The organism is Chryseobacterium sp. D764, assembly GCF_019317325.1.
In the GTDB taxonomy this organism is placed as follows: domain Bacteria; phylum Bacteroidota; class Bacteroidia; order Flavobacteriales; family Weeksellaceae; genus Chryseobacterium.
Window position 1 is genome coordinate 3,398,816 of record NZ_CP079219.1, and the last position, 20,016, is coordinate 3,418,831.

General features: G+C 37.3%; 18 protein-coding genes. 2 read left to right on the top strand and 16 right to left on the bottom strand.

The window, feature by feature from the left end:
* Window positions 1-52 precede the first annotated feature (52 nt).
* The 4 genes from sufC to KYG33_RS15495 all read right to left on the bottom strand — a co-directional run bounded on the left by sufC (window position 53) and on the right by KYG33_RS15495 (window position 3,189).
* Window positions 53-796 carry a Fe-S cluster assembly ATPase SufC gene (sufC, locus tag KYG33_RS15480; protein WP_077413357.1) on the bottom strand — a complete coding sequence of 248 codons (744 nt, stop codon included), beginning with the start codon at window positions 794-796 and terminating at the stop codon, window positions 53-55.
* An 18-nt stretch (window positions 797-814) separates the two neighbouring features.
* Window positions 815-1,321, bottom strand: coding sequence for a GNAT family N-acetyltransferase (locus KYG33_RS15485; protein ID WP_077413358.1), 507 nt, complete (start codon window positions 1,319-1,321; stop codon window positions 815-817).
* A gap of 6 nt (window positions 1,322-1,327) precedes the next feature.
* Window positions 1,328-2,776, bottom strand: coding sequence for a Fe-S cluster assembly protein SufB (sufB, locus tag KYG33_RS15490; RefSeq protein WP_077413359.1), 1,449 nt, complete (start codon window positions 2,774-2,776; stop codon window positions 1,328-1,330).
* A gap of 83 nt (window positions 2,777-2,859) precedes the next feature.
* Complete coding sequence (locus tag KYG33_RS15495) at window positions 2,860-3,189, bottom strand: HesB/IscA family protein (protein ID WP_027372006.1); 330 nt, start codon at window positions 3,187-3,189, stop codon at window positions 2,860-2,862.
* Window positions 3,190-3,403: 214 nt separating this feature from the next.
* Between KYG33_RS15495 and KYG33_RS15500 the strand changes: the two genes are divergently transcribed.
* Complete coding sequence (locus tag KYG33_RS15500; RefSeq protein WP_219072034.1) at window positions 3,404-4,345, top strand: GLPGLI family protein; 942 nt, start codon at window positions 3,404-3,406, stop codon at window positions 4,343-4,345.
* A gap of 11 nt (window positions 4,346-4,356) precedes the next feature.
* Window positions 4,357-5,217, top strand: a complete 861-nt coding sequence (locus KYG33_RS15505; RefSeq protein ID WP_219072035.1) for a GLPGLI family protein — start codon at window positions 4,357-4,359, stop codon at window positions 5,215-5,217.
* 65 nt (window positions 5,218-5,282) lie between these two features.
* Here KYG33_RS15505 and KYG33_RS15510 read toward each other — a convergent pair whose 3' ends face one another.
* The 12 genes from KYG33_RS15510 to KYG33_RS15565 form a co-directional block, all read right to left on the bottom strand.
* Window positions 5,283-6,146: a neutral zinc metallopeptidase gene (locus KYG33_RS15510; protein WP_077413362.1), complete on the bottom strand. Its 864-nt coding sequence runs from the start codon at window positions 6,144-6,146 to the stop codon at window positions 5,283-5,285.
* Between the two features lie 66 nt (window positions 6,147-6,212).
* Window positions 6,213-8,291, bottom strand: coding sequence for an alkaline phosphatase family protein (locus KYG33_RS15515; RefSeq protein ID WP_219073268.1), 2,079 nt, complete (start codon window positions 8,289-8,291; stop codon window positions 6,213-6,215).
* 165 nt (window positions 8,292-8,456) lie between these two features.
* Window positions 8,457-8,975 carry a 6,7-dimethyl-8-ribityllumazine synthase gene (gene ribH, locus KYG33_RS15520; RefSeq protein ID WP_034734563.1) on the bottom strand — a complete coding sequence of 173 codons (519 nt, stop codon included), beginning with the start codon at window positions 8,973-8,975 and terminating at the stop codon, window positions 8,457-8,459.
* 3 nt (window positions 8,976-8,978) lie between these two features.
* Window positions 8,979-9,686, bottom strand: a complete 708-nt coding sequence (locus tag KYG33_RS15525; protein WP_077413364.1) for a tetratricopeptide repeat protein — start codon at window positions 9,684-9,686, stop codon at window positions 8,979-8,981.
* Between the two features lie 223 nt (window positions 9,687-9,909).
* Window positions 9,910-10,446, bottom strand: coding sequence for an adenine phosphoribosyltransferase (locus KYG33_RS15530; RefSeq protein WP_180564930.1), 537 nt, complete (start codon window positions 10,444-10,446; stop codon window positions 9,910-9,912).
* Between the two features lie 3 nt (window positions 10,447-10,449).
* Entirely contained in the window at window positions 10,450-11,649 is a 1,200-nt protein-coding gene (locus tag KYG33_RS15535; protein WP_077413366.1) for a hypothetical protein, read from the bottom strand.
* Between the two features lie 164 nt (window positions 11,650-11,813).
* Window positions 11,814-12,830 carry a hypothetical protein gene (locus KYG33_RS15540; protein ID WP_219072036.1) on the bottom strand — a complete coding sequence of 339 codons (1,017 nt, stop codon included), beginning with the start codon at window positions 12,828-12,830 and terminating at the stop codon, window positions 11,814-11,816.
* A gap of 161 nt (window positions 12,831-12,991) precedes the next feature.
* The gene (locus KYG33_RS15545) at window positions 12,992-14,323 is read right to left on the bottom strand and encodes a hypothetical protein (RefSeq protein ID WP_047376181.1); all 1,332 of its coding nucleotides are present in this window, start codon (window positions 14,321-14,323) and stop codon (window positions 12,992-12,994) included.
* Window positions 14,324-14,331: 8 nt separating this feature from the next.
* A complete protein-coding gene (locus KYG33_RS15550; RefSeq protein ID WP_219072037.1) occupies window positions 14,332-15,021 on the bottom strand; it encodes a c-type cytochrome in 690 nt (229 codons plus the stop codon).
* A gap of 1 nt (window position 15,022) precedes the next feature.
* Window positions 15,023-15,544: a DUF3341 domain-containing protein gene (locus tag KYG33_RS15555; protein WP_047376185.1), complete on the bottom strand. Its 522-nt coding sequence runs from the start codon at window positions 15,542-15,544 to the stop codon at window positions 15,023-15,025.
* Window positions 15,531-16,928, bottom strand: coding sequence for an NrfD/PsrC family molybdoenzyme membrane anchor subunit (nrfD, locus tag KYG33_RS15560; protein ID WP_077413369.1), 1,398 nt, complete (start codon window positions 16,926-16,928; stop codon window positions 15,531-15,533). The genes KYG33_RS15555 and nrfD overlap by 14 nt, the downstream gene beginning before the upstream one ends.
* A gap of 25 nt (window positions 16,929-16,953) precedes the next feature.
* Window positions 16,954-20,013, bottom strand: a complete 3,060-nt coding sequence (locus KYG33_RS15565) for a TAT-variant-translocated molybdopterin oxidoreductase (protein ID WP_180564931.1) — start codon at window positions 20,011-20,013, stop codon at window positions 16,954-16,956.
* Window positions 20,014-20,016: the final 3 nt, after the last annotated feature.

A 20,016-nucleotide genomic window follows, 5' to 3' on the forward strand; every position in this document is an offset into this window, starting at 1 on the left:
GGTTTATGAATAACTGTGAAAATTATAATCTCTGAAATAATATATTTTCTTCTTAGTTAAGAAGCCAGTCGTAACCTTTTGCTTCAAGTTCTAATGCTAAAGATTTGTCACCGGTCTTGATGATTTTTCCATCTGCTAAAACATGAACGAAGTCAGGTTGAATATAATTAAGCAATCTCTGATAGTGCGTAATCAAAAGAACTGCATTTCCTTCATTTTTAAAGTGATTTACCCCATCTGCAACGATTCTCAAAGCATCAATATCCAATCCGGAATCAGTTTCATCAAGAATAGCCAGTTTAGGATTAAGCATCATCATCTGGAAGATCTCATTTCTTTTCTTTTCACCTCCTGAGAATCCCTCGTTTAATGATCTTGAAAGGAAATCTTTCTTGATACCCAGTTTTTCGGATTTTTCACGGATTAATGCAAGCATTTCTTTTGCCGGCATTTCTTCCAATCCGTTTGCTTTTCTTGTTTCGTTCAAAGCAGCTTTGATAAAGTTTGTCACAGAAACTCCCGGAATTTCCACTGGATACTGGAAAGAAAGGAAAATTCCTTTGTGAGCTCTATCTTCAGGGGCATCTTCAACGATATCTTCTCCCTGGAAAAGAATTTCTCCACCAGTCACTTCGTAATCTTCTTTACCAGCGATTACAGAAGAAAGGGTAGATTTCCCAGCTCCGTTCGGCCCCATGATAGCGTGAACTTCGCCTGGCTTTATTTCAAGATTAATACCTTTTAATATTTCTGCGCCATCTTCAATTTTGGCGTGAAGGTTTTTAATTTCTAACATTTTATTTGCTTAAACAAATTATTTTTGAATTCTATATACTAAACTTTCAGGTTGACCAGGGACATCATTCAGTGTCCCGATTTGTATCATACCTGCCTTTTCCAATACTTTAACAGAAGCTATATTACTGGGACGGACAATGGCGAATATTTCTTCTTTACTGTCTTCGTTTAACCCAAAATCTATAGCTTTCTTTGTGAATTCTGTGGCGTATCCTTTCCCCCATGCCTCGGAAGCAAAACGATAGCCTAAATTCAATTTTTCTTCTTCTCCGTAGAGTTTATAGCTCAATCCTCCAAAACCTATTATATTTTCTGGATCATCCTTTTCAACAATCACCCAGCCTCCAAAACTGTACTTTTCCCAATGATCAAGCATTCTTGTAAATGTGCTTTCTGCTTTTTCAAAACTCATTGGTCCGCCTGGATTATGAATATTGGTTTGAGGATCATGATTAATTTCAAAGAATCTTTCAAAATCTTCTTTTGTAGGTTTTCTTAAAATTAATCTTTCTGTAGCTATCATATTTTCTTATCCTACTGAACCTTCTAATGAAATTTCAAGTAATTTCTGTGCTTCAATAGCAAATTCCATTGGAAGCTTGTTCAAAACTTCTTTACTGAAACCATTCACGATCAAAGCAATTGCTCTTTCCGTATCAATACCTCTTTGGTTACAGTAGAAAATCTGATCTTCCCCGATTTTTGAAGTCGTTGCCTCGTGCTCTAACTGTGCAGTAGGATCTTTGATTTCAATATATGGGAAAGTGTGAGCTCCACATTCATTACCCATCAATAAAGAGTCACATTGAGAAAAGTTTCTTGCTCCTTTTGCTGAAGGCATTACTTTCACCTGTCCTCTGTATGAGTTTTGAGATTTTCCTGCAGAAATACCCTTGGAAATAATCGTTGATCTGGTATTCTTTCCAATGTGGATCATTTTCGTTCCTGTATCTGCATACTGGTGGTTGTTGGTTACCGCAATAGAGTAGAACTCTCCAATAGAATTATCTCCTTTCAGAATACAAGAAGGATATTTCCATGTTACTGCTGAACCTGTTTCTACCTGAGTCCAGGAGATTTTTGCATTTCTTTCGCAAAGTCCTCTCTTCGTTACAAAGTTGAATACCCCTCCTTTACCTTCTTCATTACCGGGATACCAGTTCTGAACTGTAGAATATTTGATCTCCGCTCCGTCCAAAGCGATCAGTTCCACTACCGCAGCGTGAAGCTGGTTTTCATCTCTTGATGGTGCTGTACACCCTTCAAGATAAGAAACGTAACTTCCCTCATCAGCTATAAGAAGTGTTCTTTCAAACTGTCCTGTTCCTGCCTGGTTGATACGGAAATAAGTGGAAAGCTCCATTGGGCATTTTACGCCTTTGGGAATATAACAGAAACTTCCGTCAGAGAAAACTGCGGAATTCAATGCTGCGTAGAAATTATCTCCTCTCGGAACTACTTTTCCAAGATGTTTTCTTACTAAGTCAGGGTGGTTTTTAATGGCCTCAGAGATTGAACAGAAAATAATTCCTTTCTCTGCCAATGTATCCTGGAAAGTAGTTTTCACAGAAATTGAGTCCATTACGATATCTACGGCAACTCCTGAAAGTCTTTTTTGCTCTTCGATATTGATCCCTAATTTTGCAAAAGTTGCTAATAATTCAGGATCTACTTCGTCAAGACTTGCCAGTTCCGGCTTTACTTTAGGTGCAGCATAGTAACGGATTGCTTGAAAATCCGGTTTCTCATACTTGATATTCGCCCAGTTAGGCTCTACCATTTTCAACCAGATTTTGAAAGATTCCAGTCGCCATTCAGTCATCCATTCCGGCTCTTCTTTTTTAGCAGAGATCGCACGGATGATATCCTCATTTAAACCGATCGGGAAATCTTCATAATCAATCTTCGTTTCCCAACCGAATTCATATTTTTTATTTTCTAGATCGACCCTTAAATCGTCTTCTGTATATTTACTCATTATTATTTTTTAGATTTCAGATGGTAGATTTCAGCATTCAGAATGGCTCTGATATCTGTTATCTAGTATCTAATGTCTTTTCTCTAAAGACTAAATGATTCTCCACATCCACATGTTCTGGATGCATTCGGGTTGTTAAATACAAACCCTTTTCCGTTCAATCCTCCTGAATACTCAAGAGTTGTTCCTGCCAAATAAAGGATGGATTTTTTATCTATAATAATTTTGATGTTATTATCTTCAAAAATCTGATCTGTGTCTGTTTTTTGGTTATCAAACTTTAAAACATACTCTAAACCAGAGCATCCGCCGCTTTTCACCCCTACTCTTATATAATCTTCAGCAGGGTTAAAGCCATCTTCAGTCATCAACTGGATAGCTTTCTCCTTTGCATAGTCTGATACTTTTATCATTGTATTTATTTAGAATGATTTAATGATGCAAAAATACGAACTAATTTCCGCAATCTCAAATCGAAGATATCTATTTTAATGATTCTTATATTAATAGCGATTTTGAAAAGCATGATTTATGTTAAAATTAGATAAATTTCTTATCGTGATACGGAAGATTCTGTTTCTGATTTTAACCTTGAATCATATTTTCTATCTATAAATAAAATTGGTAATGGGACAAAAAATAATAATTTTTTTTGTATTGTTTTTCACCGCACTGTCTTATGGACAGACCACCAGATATGTTTATGAAACGCTGGTAAACCCAGATTCTATCAATCTGGTAAGTATGAAAAGTGAAAGAACTTTTCTGGATATTAAGGAAGGACGATCCTTATTTATCAGTGAAAATAAATTGATAAGAGACTCTCTTTTTACTGCTCTGAGATCAGAAATGAAGGAAAATAAAAAAGAGGAAAAAGATTTTTCAAAACAGGAAGGAAGAAAACATTTTGAACCTACTTTTTTTGAATATTTTATTACAAAGAGTATTCCCGACCAAAAAGTGTATTATTATGAAAAGGCAGCTGGAAAACAAATTTATTATCAGGAAGACAGACCTGTAAAATGGGAAGTGACCAATGTTGTTGAAAAACAAAATGGATATTCAGCCCAAAAAGCAGTTGCAGAATTTGGAGGAAGAGTCTGGACAGGATGGTTCACAAAAGATATTCCTTTGTCGGACGGACCTTATAAGTTCTTAGGATTGCCAGGACTGATTGTAAAACTGGAAGATGACAAAGGAGACTATAAATTTGATCTTGTTAAAAAGATTATCGTTAAAAATGCTTTTGAAGAACAGATAAATGCTGATGCCAAGCAAAGTACAAGAGTTAATTTCCATGGTGATAAAGCGGCTCTGGAACTTGAATTTGGTAAAAACAGAAATACTATGGCGGGAAATAACGGTGGCGGAAATATGAATTTTGGCGGCGGAAGGCACGGCGGTGGTATGAATGGAGGAGGAATGAAAGGCGGCGGCCACGGTGGCGGTGGCGGGATGCATAGAGGTGGAATGGGTGGTGAAAACCAGAATCCCTCTATGTCACAAGGCTCATCGGTAGATGTTCCTTCCTTTACGGGCACAGCCCAGAACCCAATTGAATTAAAATAAAGAAAATATAAATGAAAAAATTAGGTATTATCGCATTGGCACTCTTTATACAGAATGTTTCTGCACAGACAAACAGGTTTGTGTATCAGGTGACTATGAAGCCTGATGCCGAAAATAAAACGGATATTAAGACAGAAAATGCTTACCTGGATATTTCTCCGGAAAAGTCTGTGTTTTATTCGGAAAACAGGATTAAAAGAGATTCCATCATGCAAAAAGCATTTCAGGGCGGTGGTGGAAGAGGAAGTATTAACAGAGATCAGATGGAGGGCTTGAGAACTAATATCAATTATTCCATAGAAAAAGATAAAACAAATCAAAAGACGTATTTTAAAGACAGAATTGGCCGTGATCTCTATTCGTATGAAGAAGACAGACCACTAAATTGGAAAATTGAATCAGAAACAAGAAAAATAGGTGAATATAAAGTTCAGAAGGCCGAAACTGATTTTGGAGGCAGAAAATGGACAGCATGGTTTACAACAGATCTTCCTTATCAGGATGGACCTTACAAGTTTGGAGGACTTCCGGGGTTGATTGTAAAAGTAGAAGATGATAAAGGAGATTATTCTTTTGATTTAATGAAAAACTACAAAATCACGGAATTTCCTACTTTGAATCAGTTTGGAAATACTTTGAAAGTAAAAAGATCAGATTATTTAAAACAACAGCAGAAATTTAAAACTGATCCTATGTCATTCATGATCCAGGGTGGAGGTTCAGGCGGATTTTCGACAACAGTGAGAGCTGGTGGTGGAAGAGGTCCTGGAGGCGGTGGTGGAAATCAGAATCCTGCCGATATGAGAAAAAGAATGGAAGAAAGGGTAAAAGAAGAAGCTAAGAAAAATTCTAATCCTATAGAATTGCAATAAATAAAAAAGCGGCCTTAAAGTAAGGCCGCTTTTTTATTTTGTATAGTCTGAATAATTCTGATAAATTATTTTAATAATTGGTTGAAAGTATCTCCTTGTCTGATATCTCCGGTGTTGTAGCCTTTCATAAACCATTCTTTACGCTGTGCAGATGATCCGTGAGTAAAGCTTTCCTGATTGACATATCCCTGACCTCTTTTCTGAATGTTGTCATCTCCAACGGCTTCTGCAGCATCTATGGCAGCCTCAATGTCTCCAGGTTCCAGTATATGTTTGCTGTCATTTGTTTTTTTAGCCCAAACTCCGGCATAGAAATCAGCCTGTAATTCTGTAGCCACAGATACTCTGTTCATCTGTTCTTCAGAATATCTTCCACTTCTTCTTAACGCATCTACTTTTTGTGTGGTTCCCAACAGTGTCTGAACATGGTGGCCTACTTCGTGGGCAAGAACATAAGCTACCGTAAATTCTGTTACTTTAGCTCCGAATTTTTGCTGAAGCTCACCGAAAAAACTCATGTCCATATATACTTTCTGATCAGCCGGGCAATAAAATGGTCCCATGGCAGATTGAGCTGTACCACATGCTGAAGAAGTTGTATTTTCGAAAAGAACAATACCCGGATCGGTATAGGTCATTCCGTTTTCAGTGAAAATCTGATTCCAGGTCTGGCTATTCCATGCATCCATCATTTTGACCATTTCCCCAATTTGTTTTTCCCCGGTTGTAAGCTCTCTTTGTTCACTGGAATTTCCGGAAGACTGCATACTGCCGGAATTCAAAATACCGGATGGATCACCTCCCAAAAAGAATACAATGGCTGCTATAATTAAAGTTCCGAGCCCTCCGCCTACAATCATACCACCATTTCCTCCTCCGGAACCACGGCGGTCATCAACGTTTCCGCCTCTGTCGTCTGTCCATTTCATAGTAATAAATTTTTTCGTTAATTTAAATATTTTACGCCAAACTTTATGCTAAAAATATTTAGATATTTATCTGTTAAGTTGTTTCGTTTTTAGCCAGTAGGAGGTAGATTGATATGCTGATACGGCATCATCTACCAGTTTTTGGTCTGGATCTTTTAATAATTTTTCGTCGTAATACAGCTTAAAAGCTGGGGCCAGATCGCTTTTTTCCAATTCCAAAGAATATTGTTTTACCTTTTTTACCGGAGAAATAATGGTAAGACGCCCGTCTTTTATAAATCCAAGATCCTGATATGTTGCAACATAAGCTTTAGGTTGGAATTCTTTTTTGAAGACATCCTGTCCCAGAAATTTAGACTGATAACTGAAATTCAAAAGTCCCAAAACGGTTGGCATTACGTCTATCTGAGACATTAATCCATCAAACTTTTGAGGCTGAACAAACCCTTCTGAAAAGATCATCGCAGGAATTCTGTATTTATCCATCGGAAGTTCCGTTTTCCCGGCACTCGATGCACAGTGGTCTGCAATGATAACAAAAACAGTATTTTTATACCAGTCTTGTTTCTTAGCCATATCAAAGAATAATTTAAGAGAGTAGTCGGTATATTTTACACCGCCTTCACGGGATTTTGCTGTTCCCGGAATATCTATTCTTCCGTCAGGATAAGTAAAAGGTCTGTGATTGGAAACCGTCATCCAGTGATTGAAAAATGGTTTCCCTGATTTTGCTTCAGTATTCATTACCTGAATCGCTTTTTTTGCCATATCTTCATCAGCAACTCCCCAAACATTGGCAAAAGTGATTTCTTCAGGTTTAAAATTATTTCGGTCTATAATTCCGTAGCCATTTCCACTAAAGAAATCCTGCATATTATCAAAATAGCTGTATCCGCCATATAAAAACTTAACGTCATAGCCTTTAGATTTGAATACATTCCCGGTTGTAAATTTGTTTTTATTATCATCTCTTTTGATGATACTTTCTCCCGCTGTCGGTGGAATACACAATGTTAAAGCTTCCAGACCGCGTACCGTTCTGTTTCCGGTAGCATAAAGATTGGTAAACATCAATGACTTCTCTGCAAGGCTGTCAAGGAAAGGAGTAATTTTTTGTGTGTTGCCGTAATGTTCCATGAAATCTGCGGAAAGACTTTCAATAGAAATCAATACAACGTTTTTCTTCATTTCAGGCTGCTCAGCAACAATATTTCTTGATAATGTCTGCTGTGGATACTGACTTAGAAAATTCTTTTCGGCCTGCTGTTGATTGATCTGTGAATAAAACTGGAAGTAATCCAGCTCATTATGAGTAAAAGCCCAGTAGAACTTTGGAAGTCCGTTGGCCTCAATTTCGTCTGCAAAAACATTGTCTGACCTCATTTGCATCAGAGAAGGAATCGCCAGTGCACTAAAGGCGCAAAGTACCATGAAACTCCCCAGAAGAACCATTTTTTGTTTAAAATCCGGAAGCTCCAGCAGCTCATCTTTTGTTTTCTTATAAATGAACCATGTGATGGTAAGTGTAACGATCATTATCCCTGAAAATAATGGAACGACAGGATAGCTTTCCATGATATTTCCAATAACTTCATTGGTATATATCAGATAATCTACTGCAATAAAGTTATACCGAACTCCGAATTCATTGTAAAAGAAGTATTCACTTACTCCATTGAAAATAATCAGAAGAACATATAATAATAATGTAATGAAATATAGAGTGTTACGAATCTTTGTTCTTTGGGTCGGAAGGAAAAGCATCAATCCGAAGAAAAGGGTTTTTATTCCAACAAAAACAAGTGCTACCTCCATGATAGAACCTCCATATTGCTTGAAAATATTGTTAGGAACAAGCCATATATAAAGGAAGAATAAGACCAGTGCTCCCAAAATAATGTAGCCGTAAGGTTTTTTATATTTTGAATTGGAAAGGAAGAGAAAATAAAGCGCGAGAACAGAACTGGCAAGAACGAATACAAAAATATCATTCACCATACCTATTAACAAGACTTTTATGACCTCGAAAAACCCAAAGCTAGCTGTGGTAATAGGGTGAAAAAAGAATACTGTTCTTATTATCAATGAAATAATAAGATAGAAAACTCCTAAATATAGGAACGGTTTTATTTTTCTTAAAAACATGTATTTACTGTCTTTATTAGTTTTCACAAAGATAGTTTTTGTATAGAACTTTTGATAGAAAAAAACAAAAACATCCTGTTTATTAGTAAGATTTGTGATTTAAAATACCCAATAAAAAAGGACTATTAAAAAATAGTCCCAATATATTGTTAAGGCAATCTGCGGTTAAGAGTGTCCGAAACCGATATTTCCTTTTTTGTCAGATAATTTCTTTTTGAAATCAATCATTCTTAAAGCGGTAACGGCTGCTTCTACCCCTTTGTTTCCAAGATCACCACCGCTTCTTGCGATAGACTGCTCTTTGGTATCATCTGTCAATACGCAGAAAATAGTAGGGGTGTCAGTCATAATGTTACAGTCTTTGATTCCCTGTGCTACTGCAGAACACACGTAGTCAAAATGAGGTGTTTCCCCACGGATCACACACCCGATAGAAATTACTGCATCATATTTTCTTTCTTTGCAAAGCTGCATGCTTGCATAGTTGAGTTCAAAGGCTCCCGGAACAGGGAAAAGTTTGATGTTTTCAGGTTTTACCCCTTCTTTTTCAAGAATTTCCAAGGCTGCATCACGAAGATTGTACGTTACAAAATCATTCCACTCAGAAAAAACAATGCCGATAGAAAAATCTTCGGCATTAGTTATATGAAGTGGCTTGTAATCGGAAAGATTAACTGTTGCCATTTTTTAGTAATATTTAGTCATTTCAATATAAGAATCAGACATTCCGTTGTCGTAGTCCTGATATTTCTCATCAATTGCAGAGAAGTATTTTTTAGCTTCTGCATTTTTCTTTAATCCTAAAGCAACGATACCTGCTTTTCTTGTGAAATAGTATGTTGTATACGGATCATCAGAAGCGGTTGCTGCTTTGTCTAATAAAGCCAGAGCTTCATCGTTTTTGTTAAGACCTGATTTTGCATCTGCCATAGCTCCGAATTTCATTGCTACTAAAGTTTTGTTGTCAGATGAAAACTGGTCTAAAAGATCATAAGCTTCCTGGAATTTTCCTTCTTTGAACTTCAATAAACCTGCATTATAAGATGAAAGTTTACCGATTTTAGTAGAAGAATATTCGTTATATGTACCTACAAAACCTGGGTTAGCTGCAGATTTTCCACCCAAAGCATCTTTATCCTTACCTTCAGTAAGACTTTTTTGAGCAGAAAGGAAACTTTTCACAGCTTCAGCGTTCTTTGGAGCAACTATAAATTGCTTGTAAGCGAAGAATCCTAACACTGCTAAAATTAATGCTCCAAATACAAAACCTAGAGGTTTTGAATATTTTTCAACAAATCTTTCAGTGTTTAAAGCTTCTCTGTCAAGGTCTTTAAAGAACTCAACCGTTTCTTTACCTTCTTGCTCGTTCTGAGCACTCTTTCCCAATTTTGCCATAAGTTTTTAAAAATTGAAATGCAAATTTAATTGTTTCTGAGAGATTTACAAAATACTTTGTTTATATTGTTGATTTTATTTAAACAAATAATGTAAATTCTTATAAAAACGCTTCGACTCCGCTCAGCGTGACACTTCTAATAGTACTAATTGTACAGCCTTATTAGCGATTGTCATGCTGAGCGGAGTCGAAGCATATATCTTTATCTTGTTAGGATCAATCTTAATATCCTAAAACATGATACACTTCTGCACCAAATTTTTTCAATTTTTCATCACCATTCAAATCTTTTAAGCCAATAAGGAAACTGAATTGGGAAACAGTTGCGCCCTGTTTTTCTACCAATTTAGCTGCTGCTTCAGTAGTTCCTCCGGTTGCTAAAAGATCATCATGAATCAAAATTCTTTGTCCTGGCTTTATTTGTCCTTCACGGGTTTCAATAATAGCGCTTCCATATTCCAGATCATATTTTTCTGAAATGACGGGAGGGGGTAGTTTTCCTGCTTTTCTGATCAGAATGAAAGGAACTTCCAATGCTACGGCAATAGCGATTCCAAACAAATAACCACGGCTTTCGATTCCGCAGACTGCATCTACTTTTCCTTTACTGAAGGCTGCAAGATCTGCAATCACATCTTCGTAAAGTTTCGGATCTAAAAAAATGGGTGAAATATCCTTAAACTGTATTCCCGGAATCGGAAAATCAGGAATATTTTCAATTGTTTCTTCTAGTTTTTTGATCAGTTCTGCTGAAGCCATTTATTAATTGATTTTATAGCTAGAAATTTTCCAGTCACCGTTTACATTTTTAAGCCCGAAAGTTACTTTCAATGAAGTTGTCTTACCGCTTTTATCTGTTACATCATAGGTAGCATTTACGCTTGCACTGTTGGCTGTAGTACCACTTGTTGTAATATTCTTTACGCTTACATTTTTCACAGCTCCAAAACCTGAATTAGGATTAGAGAAAGATTCATAGCTTCCCCAGTTTGGATTGCTCGATGTATCGTAAGCCGCTTTTAAGTTCTGTGAACTTACGCTGTTCAAAAATTTGCTTACTGTATTTTTAGGATCAGCAGTCGGCTGTTTTGGCGTAGCTGGTGCCGTTGGAGTAGCAGTAGCAGGATCTGTAGGGGTTCCAGTAGTTGCTGTTGGATTGTTTGGATCAATAACTGCGCTTGGTTGTTCCGGTACAGCTGTTGTATCAGTTTTAGGAATGGCAGGAACTTTCAGAGCTGCTGCATTCACATCAAGACCGATTTTTGACATTTTGAAAGTTTTCGCAGTTGTTTTTACAGAAACTGTGATGTCGATTTTGTTATCTACCACTTTTGCTGCCGGAATAGAAGAGAACTTCAAGTTGAATCCTTTAAAGTTATTATCCTGCATCAGGTTTTTAGCGGTAGCAAGTCTTACTCCGTTACTGAATACTTCAAGGGTTGCTTCCAGACCTGCTCCTGTGAAAGATACCGGGTTTCCTGCTGCATCTACAAGTCTTGGTACAATTTGAATGGCAGTAGGAGCTCCGGAACCGTCATCGCCTGTAGGTCTTGTAATAAGGCTTAATGATCCTGCTTTTACGTCATTAGGATCGCTTTCTTTGGCTTTATCATCTCCGAAGATGTTCATTTCTCCGAGTGATGGCGGGGCAGTACTGGCCCATTCTATTCCGTTTTTCTGCGCAACTTCGTCTGCAAGGGACATAATTTCAGGAACTTTTTTTCCATTGATCAGTTTTCCAAGGGCTTTTAGCTCGTTTATATCACCATCAGCTTCTACGCCAAATGTTTTAAGGATATAAAGAGCCTCATTAAACTTAATCTGTTTAATGGTAGGTAAACTGGAAGTCATATCATTGATACTTGACTGCAGTGTTTTAGTATTCGTAGCATCTACATGATCTTTCTTACATGCTGTAAAAAGCAACAGACTGAAAACAAGTAGAAAAGAAAACTTTTTCATTTTTATTTGGTTTGTTGCAAATTTAATAAAACCTTTATTAATACTGGATTTTATTTTTTACTTTATGTTTTTTGCTTATTTATTATTTTTTTCCGGAAATGGATGCTGTTCTTTTAATTTTAGAATTCAATTGAGATATTTAGTACTCCGGAACAGAGTTTTCATTATTTTTTATTGGTTTGTTCTTTTAGATCGCCTTTGAAAAAGCTGCTGAAAATAGTCTGCATATTAGGAAATGACGAATCCTGCCAATAGGATGTCTTGTAATTACTGTTGTCTTTATCAAACTTCACTTTATCAATATCATTGTCATTGCTGAAATTAAGTTCTGTTGGATAAAAATTAGTATAAAGTGTTATCTGATTGTAATTGGGTTCACTTTTATGTTTCAATTTTACAAAAACAAGTTCATTATATTCCAGGAAATCTTTCAGGTTTTTTTCAGATCCTTTTTCAAAAGACATGTTTAAAATTGTTTTTATATCGTAAAATCTATATCCAAAGAATGAAAATTCTTTATCCTGAAGGGCTGCACCAGTAATCTCTATTTGATCTTTATGTTCACCCTTCAACTCTTTAACGGTATTTCTTTTTGTTTTATATTCTTCCGGGTTTCCAACATTTTTAAGTTTGGGTAGTTCCAGAGAATTGCTATAATCCCATTTTGAAGTTTCTTTTTTCTCATTTTTAGATTCTGCCAGCCTGAAAATTCTGTACTGTTCTACATTGGTACTTTTCAGTTTTTTGGATTTATTATCAAAAATGTAGGTTACAATTCCGTCTGCATAACTATTCAGTTTATTGTTCACCGTTACATAAGCATTAAAATTTCCTTTGATGAAAATGTATTTGGCAGGCTTATTATTTTTAATAACAACTGTTTCAATTTCTTTCACCTGGTCATTGATTTTAATGACTGGCTGATCAAAATCGGAATAGGATAGGGTGGCAACCAGAAAATTATTATAAACCAGCTGAAACTTTTCTTGGGCAGGTGACAGCGACTGCTTGTCAATCTTACCATCAATATCAGAGTAGGCGAGTATGCTTCCGTCTTTGCCAAATACGGAAACTCTGGGAAGAGGATTATTATTTTTTTCAGAAACAAATGTAATGACCTGTGCATTTGTGAATACGGAGATCAAAATGAACAGAAGGTAAACAAAGTGAATTTTTTTCATTGCAGTATTTTGTTTTTGGTGTTAATAGTAAAAACAGACTTTTATATAGAGACGAGAAAAACAGAAAATGGTTGCCTGAAAATTCTTATTGACGTCACTGCATAAAAAAAGACTGATCGTTAAACAATCAGTCTTTTATAATTTTATTTTGTTACAAGTCCTTAGAAAGGATACTCATAAATTTCAGATTCGTGTAAGAATGGGTTTCCTGTAGGAATCAACTTCAGTTTAGATAAAGCTGAAAGAACAGTAAACATAAATAATCCAGCTACGAATAGAACTGCTCCCAGGATTAACAAGAATACTTCAGGAGTGTTCCAGTATGGTCCTACCGTTCCCGGCATTACCATGTTGAAGTAATCTAAAAGGTGTCCTAAGATAACTACTACTGCCATTGTGGTAACTACTTTGTAGTTTCTCTTGATGCTGCTGCTTACTAATACCAATAGTGGTAATAAGAAGTTTACAATCAGCATTGGTAAAAACGTTGTACCATAGTGCTGGAATCTACCGAAGAAGTAGTTAACCTCTTCCGGAACGTTTGCATACCAGTAAAGCATGAACTGAGCGAACCATGTATATGTCCAAAGCATACTTGTAGCGAAAAGGAAAACTCCTAAATCGTGTAAGTGGTTGTCATTGAACTGTGGTAAGAAACCATTTTTCTTAAGATAAACACTTAATAAGATGATTACAGCAATACCACTTGAAAGGCAGCTAACCATTGAATACCAGATATACATTGTAGAATACCAGTGAGGGTCAATAGACATCAACCAGTCCCAAGCCCAAGCTGCAGAAGCAAATCCGAAGAATACGATATAACCTACCGCCCATCTGTAAAGGAATTGATACTCAACTTTAGATTTAGTCTCATCTACTTTTTTAGACTGAGCTTTCAGTTTCCAAGCAAAGAAAGAAGCACCAATCACATAGATTAAAGTTCTTATTGCATAGAAAGGAATATTTAAGAATCTTTTCTTTTCAAATAGGATCACGTCAAAATGAGCAGACTCTGGATTTGTCAATTCAGGGTCCATCCAGTGGAATAAATGACCATTATGAGTGATGTTTAAGATCATCAGGATAACCAGAATTGCACCACCGTAAGGAATATAAGAAGCAATAGCCTCCATTACTCTTGTGATGATAATTGGCCATCCTGCGTGAGCTGCGTGCTGAATACAGTAGAAGAACAGTACAGCGCAACTTACTCCAAAGAAAAAGACTGCTACAAAGTGCAGCGATGCTAATGGCTGGTTGTGAACCTGAAGCTCAGCATGCTCTAAATGAGCTGCGTGATCCTGTGGCCCAACCATTTCACTTGAGTGTGTAGGAGCATCATGACCAGAAGCATGAACAGCTTCCATCATTTGTTCTATTTTCTCAGTAGAAATTCCTTTGTTCATAAAGAAACCAATACCGAAAAGAACTAAACCTACAACAAGAAGTATTATAGAAGTTGATTTTAATTTTGGTGAAAAACTATACATTTCTTTTCTTATTTTTTAGTTTCGGTAGTCGTTTCAGTTGTTGCTGGTGCCGCCGCTGTAGCTGCTGCCGGTGCTGCTGCTCCTTTTTTGAAAGCACTCATCACATACAATGCTACTCTCCATCTGTCTCCTGCGTTCAGTTGTCCCGCATAAGATCCCATGGCATTTCTACCGTTTGTTAATACATAATGAACAGATCCTACAGTAATTTCTCTGTCTGCATAGTTGGGTACTCCAGAGAATGCCCCACTTTGTACGATAGGTCCTTGTCCATCACCTCCTGTTCCGTGACATGCCGCACAAGTGTGATCAAACAAGATTTTTCCTCTTTCAATATCCTTTGCTGCATTAGCTGGATTTAGAGGAGATACTGTAAGTTTTTTAGAAGCATCATACCCAGCGTTGTACTCGTCAACATTTTTAGGTAGTAAGCTTTCTTCAAAAACGCCATCTTTATTTTGAGAAACAGATCCTTCTACTGGAGCAAGACCTGTTGCACCACTATTTTTAACAAAAGCAGGAATTTCATTTTCATGATCTGAATAAGCATCCTGTGCTTTCATCAATGGATCATAAGCTACCGGAAAATACATATCCGGGAAATATACCAGCGGAGTATTGTCCTTTGGTCCACAAGAGTTAAGTAAAACCGTTGTTAAACCTAAAACCGCTGTAATTTTTAATACATTCTTTTTCATTTTAAGCGTCTTTAACAGTTATTTCTTCAACTCCAGTTTCAATAAGCAACTGTTTTACAGATTCTACATCTTCAGTTACAAATTCCATCATGAATTTATCATCAGTAGTTCTCGGGTCTGGGTTCTGAGCAGGAGCTCCTGGATACATTTTGTTTCTAACCAAGAAAGTTAAAGACATCATGTGAGCAGCACAGAATACCATTAATTCGAACATTGGAACTACGAATGCCGGCATGTTGTGTGCCCAGTCAAAAGCTGGTTTACCACCGATATTCTGCGGCCAGTCATGATTCATCACATACCAAGTTACAGTAGCACCGATAGTAACACCGTAAAGAGCATATAAGAATGCGGCATCAGAAATTCTAGTTTTCTTTAACCCTAAAGCCTTGTCTAGTCCGTGAACCGGAAACGGAGTATACACTTCGTTTATAGCGATTCCTTTATCGTTGAATGCCTTAACGCCGTTCATTAAATCGTCGTCGTCAGCATAAAGTCCATATACAATTTTAGTGGTGCTCATCTCCTTCTTTTGCTTTATAAGTTTCACCTGAAATTTTCAGAATCGATTTTAATTCAGCCTGTGCAATTACAGGGAATGTTCTTGCGTATAATAAGAACAAAACAGAGAAGAATCCGATAGTTCCTAAATATACACCCACATCAATGATCGTTGGCTTAAACATTGTCCATGATCCTGGTAAGTAGTCTCTTGAAAGGTTGATAACGATGATATCAAAACGCTCAAACCACATACCGATGTTGATGATTAATGCAACAATGAATGTCCAGATAATGTTCGTTCTCGCTCTTTTGAACCAGAAAGAAGCAGGAATCACAAGGTTACAGATGATCAATGACCAGAATGCCCACCAGTAAGGTCCTACAGCAGCACCTGGAGAAAGATATGTAAAATCTTCAAATCTAGATCCTGAGTACCATCCGATGAAATATTCAGTAGCATAAGCTACAGTTACCATACCACCTGTAAGAACGATTACGATGTTCATAATTTCGATATGATACATTGTAATATAGTCTTCTAAGTGACAAACTTTTCTTGCAATTAACAATAGTGTTTGTACCATTGCAAATCCTGAGAAAATCGCACCAGCTACGAAATAAGGAGGGTAGATTGTTGAGTGCCATCCTTTAATAACTGAAGTTGCGAAGTCAAAAGATACGGTAGTGTGTACTGAGAATACAAGTGGAGTTGCCAAACCTGCAAGAACCAAAGAAAGTTCTTCGAATCTTTGCCAGTGTTTTGCTTTACCACCCCAACCGAATGCTAGGAATGTATAAATTTTCTTAGTCCAAGGGGTTTTAGCTCTATCTCTGATCATTGCAAAGTCAGGGATTAGTCCCATGAACCAGAATACAGTTGATACTGAGAAATACGTCGAGATCGCAAATACGTCCCAAAGTAGAGGAGAGTTGAAGTTCCCCCAAAGAGAACCGAATTGGTTTGGTAAAGGGAATACCCAGTATCCAACCCAAACTCTACCCATGTGGATTACAGGGAAGATTGCTGCCTGTACAACCGCAAAGATCGTCATCGCCTCTGCAGATCTGTTTACAGACATTCTCCATCTCTGTCTAAATAATAATAATACTGCGGAGATTAGGGTCCCGGCGTGACCGATACCTACCCACCATACGAAGTTGGTAATATCCCAACCCCAGTTAATAGTTCTGTTAAGCCCCCATGCTCCAATACCTGTCCCGATAGTGTAAGCGATACAGCCGAATCCATAGAGGAATAGAACTAGTGCAGCATATAATGAGATCCACCATAATTTACCTGCTCTTTCTTCGATAGGTCGTGCGATATCTTCTGTAATATCGTGATAAGTTTTGTGACCAATAATTAGAGGTTCCCTTATCGGAGCTTCGTAATGTCCTGACATTTTTTACCTATTTATTATTTAAACTTTAATTTTCTACTCTGTTTCTTACTTTAGTATGATAGAACACGTTTGGTTTTGTGCCGATCTCCTCTAGTAAATAATATCTTCTGTTAGATGCATATTGCTCTCTAATTGCAGAATCTTTATCATTCATGTCTCCAAATGTCATTGCTCCGGTAGAACAAGCTTTAGAACAAGCAGTCTGGAATTCTCCATCCTTCACTTTTCTTCCCTCTTTCTTAGCCTCAAGAATAGTATTCTGAGTCATTTGGATACACATTGAACATTTCTCCATTACCCCTCTAGTTCTTACAACTACATCCGGGTTAAGTACCATTCTTCCTAAATCGTTGTTCATGTTGAAATCGAACTTGTCATTTAGGTTATAAGTAAACCAGTTGAAACGTCTTACTTTGTACGGACAGTTGTTTGCACAATATCTTGTACCGATACATCTGTTGTAAGCCATATGGTTTTGACCTTGCTTACCGTGTGAAGTAGCCGCTACTGGACATACAGTTTCACATGGAGCGTGGTTACAGTGCTGACACATTACAGGTTGGAAGATTACATCCGGGTTGTCTGCAGGGTGGTTTAATGCTCCTCCGTCTCCGAACGCAGTACCATACAATTCTGGTACAGCCATTCCTTCTTTCAATCCTTCGTATACTTCTACCTTTTGTCTTGATGAATAGTAACGGTCAATTCTTAACCAGTACATATCTCTTGACATTCTTACTTCTTCTTTTCCTACTACAGGAACGTTGTTCTCTGCCTGACAAGCAATAATACATGCTCCACAACCAGTACAAGAGTTCAAGTCGATAGATAAGTTGAAGTGAGGTCCATCCGTATCATCGAAAGCATCCCAAAGGTCGATTTTTCTCGCTGGAAGTGCTCCACTGATCGTGTGGTATTCCAAAGGCTTATTCCATCCCTTGTGTTCATCATCAAAAGCAACGTTAATGAATTCAGCTAAAGGAACTTCCTTAGCGATTTCATAACGACCCATTAATGTATTTTGAAGCTGGATACCTGCAAATTCGTGGTCTTCTCCTGTCTTCTCTATTTTAACACCTGAAAGAGCAAGGTTAGAACCATCAAATAAAGGATAAGCGTTTACCCCTGTATCTGCAGTTGCTCCTGAGTTTTTCTTACCATAACCAAGTGCAAGACCTACAGATCCTTCAGCTTGTCCTGGCTGTACAAATACAGGAACGTTTTCTATTTTAACTCCGTTTACAGTAAGGTTTACAATAGAACCATCTAACTGCATTCTTGCATTAAGATCGTTGTCAATTGCAAACTTCTCTGCGTCTTTAGGAGAAATTGTAAGGTAGTTATCCCAAGACATTCTTGTAATTGGGTCAGGTAATTCTTGCAACCAAGGGTTGTTCGACTGAGTACCATCTCCCATTGAAGTCTTAGTGTATAATACTAATTCTAATTCAGAAGCTTTAAAGTTTCCTAGTTCAGCAACAGCCTGTGCAGCGTTTCCACCTGCATAAGATAAAGTTGCTGTGTTTGTAGAAGCGTTGATACCGTTGTACAATGCTTTGTTGAAAGAAGTACTACCTAAAAGTGAAGCTGAGCTTGCTTTTAAATAATCGTAGTAATTGTTTGCGGCATTGTTTTTACCATTCTTCCAAACCAATAGAGACTCTTCAATCTGTCTTGATTTGTAGATTTTCTGGATGGTAGGCTGCATCAATGAATATACTCCTGTCTGTGGTTCGATATCTCCCCAAGACTCTAGCCAGTTAGCTACAGGAATTACAGCTTTCGCTGCTTTGTACATTTCATTTTTCTTATCTGCTACTGCAACTACGTAAGGAACTTTTGATAAAGATTTTTTGAAATCTTCTCCTTTTGGATGAGAGTAGATAGGGTCTACGTTGTTTGTAACTAATACACCAACTTGTCCACCGTTTACCCATCCAAGGAATTCCTGGTATCTTGCACCGTTAAATTCTTTCAGTAAGTTTGCTTTACCTGTGAAAGCTACTGAACCTAATTTCTGGTTGATTAAGTGTGCTAAAACCTGTGCTCCTTTAGAACCGTCAGCAAAAACAACAGCTTTGCTTCCTTTTGCTTTCAATTCGTTAGCAATTTCAGTTGCAGTCTTATCAGAAGTACCAGCACCTACGATTGCATTGTAAACTTCAACTAATGTTTTGTTTACAGCACTTGGTTTTAATCTGTATCTTGAGTCAGCATTAGCACCAGTTAATGACAGGTTAGATTCCACCTGGATGTGTCTCAACATGCTTGCTCCCGGTTTTCTAGCTGCTGCATAAGAAGTTTCTAAGCTTGAAGCGTTATAGTCTCCTAAGAAATCAGCCTGGAAAGCAACTACCAATTCAGAACCTTTAAGGTCATAAACAGGCAATGCTCTTTGTCCGAATACTTCCTGAGCTGCATCTAATCCTGCAGAGTAAGGGAAAGCATCATAAGTTACTAATTCAGCTGTAGGATATTTAGCTTTGAATTCAGCGAATAACTTTTTGAAAGTTGGTGAAGCAAAAGAGTGTGATAAAACCACAATCTTTTTGCCAGACGCTTTAGCTTCTTCTAAACCTTTAATAACGAAGCTGTCTACTTTATCGAAAGTTTCGTCTTTACCGTCTAGTTTAGGCTGCTTTACTTTATCATTATCATAAAGAGAAAGTACACTTGCCTGAGCTCTTGCGTTAGTTTTACCTAAATCGCCACCAGCCGGGTTTGGTTCAATTTTGATGGGTCTACCTTCACGGGTTTTTACTAAAACACTAGCAAAGTCGAAACCGTCAAAATATGTTGAAGCGTAATAATTAGGGACTCCCGGAATAATATCATGCGGCTTTACCACATAAGGAATCGTTTTGATTACCGGAGCTTCGCAGGCAGCTAAAGTAACTGCTGCTGTAGAGAATCCTAGCAATTTAAGGAAATCTCTTCTTGAAGTACTTGATCCGTTTTTCTCAGCATCTCCAAGGAAATCTTCTACCGGAATTTCTTCCTGAAACTCTTTAAGAGCCAGCTTACCATTTAAAGCTGGATCTTTAAGTTCATGAATACTTCTGAATTGTATTTTGTTTGAAGCCATTTA

Coding starts and splice junctions, on each gene's coding strand:
- KYG33_RS15550 (WP_219072037.1), bottom strand. CDS start 15,021: ATGAAAAAGAATGTATTAAAAATTACAGCGGTTTTAGGTTTAACAACG.
- KYG33_RS15540 (WP_219072036.1), bottom strand. CDS start 12,830: ATGAAAAAAATTCACTTTGTTTACCTTCTGTTCATTTTGATCTCCGTA.
- KYG33_RS15530 (WP_180564930.1), bottom strand. CDS start 10,446: ATGGCTTCAGCAGAACTGATCAAAAAACTAGAAGAAACAATTGAAAAT.
- sufC (WP_077413357.1), bottom strand. CDS start 796: ATGTTAGAAATTAAAAACCTTCACGCCAAAATTGAAGATGGCGCAGAA.
- KYG33_RS15545 (WP_047376181.1), bottom strand. CDS start 14,323: ATGTATAGTTTTTCACCAAAATTAAAATCAACTTCTATAATACTTCTT.
- ribH (WP_034734563.1), bottom strand. CDS start 8,975: ATGGCAACAGTTAATCTTTCCGATTACAAGCCACTTCATATAACTAAT.
- KYG33_RS15485 (WP_077413358.1), bottom strand. CDS start 1,321: ATGATAGCTACAGAAAGATTAATTTTAAGAAAACCTACAAAAGAAGAT.
- KYG33_RS15500 (WP_219072034.1), top strand. CDS start 3,404: ATGGGACAAAAAATAATAATTTTTTTTGTATTGTTTTTCACCGCACTG.
- KYG33_RS15505 (WP_219072035.1), top strand. CDS start 4,357: ATGAAAAAATTAGGTATTATCGCATTGGCACTCTTTATACAGAATGTT.
- KYG33_RS15535 (WP_077413366.1), bottom strand. CDS start 11,649: ATGAAAAAGTTTTCTTTTCTACTTGTTTTCAGTCTGTTGCTTTTTACA.
- KYG33_RS15510 (WP_077413362.1), bottom strand. CDS start 6,146: ATGAAATGGACAGACGACAGAGGCGGAAACGTTGATGACCGCCGTGGT.
- nrfD (WP_077413369.1), bottom strand. CDS start 16,928: ATGTCAGGACATTACGAAGCTCCGATAAGGGAACCTCTAATTATTGGT.
- KYG33_RS15565 (WP_180564931.1), bottom strand. CDS start 20,013: ATGGCTTCAAACAAAATACAATTCAGAAGTATTCATGAACTTAAAGAT.
- KYG33_RS15555 (WP_047376185.1), bottom strand. CDS start 15,544: ATGAGCACCACTAAAATTGTATATGGACTTTATGCTGACGACGACGAT.
- KYG33_RS15495 (WP_027372006.1), bottom strand. CDS start 3,189: ATGATAAAAGTATCAGACTATGCAAAGGAGAAAGCTATCCAGTTGATG.
- KYG33_RS15525 (WP_077413364.1), bottom strand. CDS start 9,686: ATGGCAAAATTGGGAAAGAGTGCTCAGAACGAGCAAGAAGGTAAAGAA.
- sufB (WP_077413359.1), bottom strand. CDS start 2,776: ATGAGTAAATATACAGAAGACGATTTAAGGGTCGATCTAGAAAATAAA.
- KYG33_RS15515 (WP_219073268.1), bottom strand. CDS start 8,291: ATGTTTTTAAGAAAAATAAAACCGTTCCTATATTTAGGAGTTTTCTAT.